Consider the following 2896-nt stretch of genomic DNA (forward strand, 5'->3'; position numbering starts at 1 on the left):
AATGGTTGAACCAAAAACATCGACCATTACGAAGGTTTCGTTCCTCAACCATCCGTAAGGTCTCACAAAATACTATTTAAGGATCGACTCTAACTAATGTTAAATTAAGGAATAATTATAATTTATCTAATAAAATTGGGGGAAATATTGCTTCTAATTAAAGTAATCATAAAAAACTTGGAGTGTTTTAACCGTGTTAAAGCAAAAACACACACGGTTGTTTTACTCCAAAAAAAATGGAGGAAAAATGAAAAAGTTATGTTTAGTTCTTATGTTACTCTCTTTGACAGCGTTTATTTCTGCAACTCAAATGAATGTTGTGGGAGAAGTATTCAGTGCGGATTGGTGAGGGAGTTGCCCTACAGCAAGGAATTTGCTGTCTCAAATGTATGATGCTCATGAAGATCTGATCCCGATCGTCTGGGAAACAGAAGAAACATGGGGAGATGTTCGGTATGGATGGTATCCGGGAAATGGTTATGTTCCCTGGATCGTTTTCGGCGGTACGATCGAGCCGACCTGGAACAGTTATTCTTCTTATGAAAATGCTTATCAACAAATATCTAACCTGGAAAGTCCGTTAGATATGTCTATGCAGATGTATCCGGGAAGAGATGCGTTAACAGTCACTACAGATATTGAAGTAACCGGAAATATCACAACTTCAAATAATAAACTGTTTTTAGTTATTACAAAATTAGTTACAGATCCCAATGCTGATTATGTGAACAAAGTTGTCGCTTATTCAGGACAATTTGATTTCAATTTAACAGATATCGGTGAAACCATGACCCATGAATATTCATTTAATCTCGATCCGGAATGGAATCTCGACGAGATTGAAATCGTCGCGATCGTGCAGTCATGGACTGGAACGAAGGATATTTTGCAAGCTGTTAGATCAGATTATAATCCGCTTTCTCCTGTAACTCCCTCTCAAATCGATTTTGGTGAAGTCGCTATCGGTTCTTCTGCAACTGAACAGATCACGATCACAAATTATTGGACAGATGAACTAACCGGTATGATTTTTCCAATCCCGAATTTTGAGATCGTCGATAATTTCTCTGTTCCTGCATTTGAAAGTATCGATCTGGATTTGACTTTTACTCCAACAGCAGAAATGGATTATGTTGGAGATATCATTTTCACAACAAATAATGAAATCTTTCCGACAATTATCTTGCATGTTACCGGTTCCGGATTTGATGATACATCAATCGATGAACAGGATTTGCTTCCTTCACAATTATTAGGAAATTATCCGAATCCTTTCAATTCGACAACAACGATTTCTTTCTCTTGCCACAGAGACGCAGAGAACACAGAGATTGCAATTTACAATATCAAGGGGCAATTAATTAAACAATATTCAATATTCAATCCGTCAAAAGCCGGACACGGTAATCAATCTTCAATTGTCTGGGACGGAAAAGATAAAAACGGAAATCCGGTTTCAAACGGAATTTATTACTGCCAACTGCACACCGGAGGATTTTCCCAAACGAAAAAGATGATCCTTATCAAGTAAGAGATGCAAGAAGAGTTTCTTGATTTAGAAGTATTGAGAGGATTCGAGCAAGAATCCCTCAATACTTCCTGATGAGATAGATTTATGCTTATCCCAAACTCTTTCCGCCAACTCCAAAATTCTTTCTCGGAACTTCATCGATGCGGATATAAACAGCTTGTGCTGGTTTTTTTGTAACTTCTACGACAACATTGGTCAATTCTTTGATCAATCGAGTTTTCTGCTCATCTGTTAAATTTCCAGCATTTTCTAAAGTTACGATCGGCATAATTTCCTCCTTTTATTACCCACGAAATGCACGAAAAAGACGCGAAAAATATTTAGTCATTTAGAAGATTGGACTTGGACTCGTGATGAAAAGCTAATCGATAAGAACTTTAATGCTTTCTATTTCGCAATGTATCAATGTTCTCCATAAATTTTGCAACTCTTTCCTTTGAAATCGGATTTTCCCAATAACCCTTTTCTTTGAAATAAGAACCAACAATAAATCCATCGGCATAATTCCAATACGAAGAAATATTTTTATCAGTAATTCCGGAACCGATCAAGACCGGAAGATCAGTTTCCTTTTTAACCGTTTTGAGTTCTATCGTGTCGGCAGGTCTTCCCGTAACCGTACCGGTGAGCACAATTCCATCACTTAAAAAAAATTCTGCTGCCTTGGCAAATTCTGTGATACTGATATCGGAAGTAAGATAATGAGATGAATGTTTTTTTTGAATATCGGTAAAAATCAGGATATTTCGGGCATCGATCTGTTTTCGATAACGCAGGAGTTCTCCCGCATCTGAATTCATCAGACCTTCATCTGCAATATGAGAAAATACAAATCCTTCTGTCCTGATAAAACTCAAACCGGCAGCTTTGGCTACAGCAAGTGCCTGCTTATTTGCTCCTGAAAGGATTTGAATTCCAACCGGAAGCGAAACACTATTTTTAATTTCACAAGCAACTGCTGTCATGGAAGCAACGATTTCCGGTCCGACATTTCTAATCAAATAAGGAACATCGTGCATATTCTCGAGGGAGACGGCATCAAATCCGGCATCTTCATAAAGTTCTGCTTCTTCTACAGCTTTGGAGATTATTTCCTTCATCGATTTGGAATGTCTCGGAGTTCCGGGAAGAGCCTGAATGTGAACCATTCCGATAACTGCTTTCTCTTTTTTAAATAATTTTTCAATAATTTTCATAACTCTATTTCCTTTTTTAAATTCGGTTGATCAACGAACTGAATTCTATGGAATTCTGTCAATTAAGAAATTGTTCTTCCATCTTTTTCCCAAATTTTATTTGGGAAAACAATTGTCTGAAAAATTCTATTTTGAATATTCGATAACTAAAATAAAACTTCCTTAAAAC

General features: G+C 36.8%; 3 protein-coding genes. 1 reads left to right on the forward strand and 2 read right to left on the reverse strand.

The window, feature by feature from the left end; all coding sequences use genetic code 11:
* Positions 1 to 385 precede the first annotated feature (385 nt).
* Entirely contained in the window at positions 386 to 1531 is a 1146-nt protein-coding gene (locus tag ENL20_01855; protein ID HHE37302.1) for a T9SS type A sorting domain-containing protein, read from the forward strand.
* Positions 1532 to 1619: 88 nt separating this feature from the next.
* Here ENL20_01855 and ENL20_01860 read toward each other — a convergent pair whose 3' ends face one another.
* Complete coding sequence (locus tag ENL20_01860; GenBank protein HHE37303.1) at positions 1620 to 1799, reverse strand: 4-oxalocrotonate tautomerase family protein; 180 nt, start codon at positions 1797 to 1799, stop codon at positions 1620 to 1622.
* A gap of 109 nt (positions 1800 to 1908) precedes the next feature.
* Positions 1909 to 2727: a BtpA/SgcQ family protein gene (locus ENL20_01865; protein HHE37304.1), complete on the reverse strand. Its 819-nt coding sequence runs from the start codon at positions 2725 to 2727 to the stop codon at positions 1909 to 1911.
* Positions 2728 to 2896: the final 169 nt, after the last annotated feature.

Source organism: Candidatus Cloacimonadota bacterium (genome assembly GCA_011372345.1).
Taxonomy (GTDB): Bacteria; Cloacimonadota; Cloacimonadia; order Cloacimonadales; family TCS61; genus DRTC01.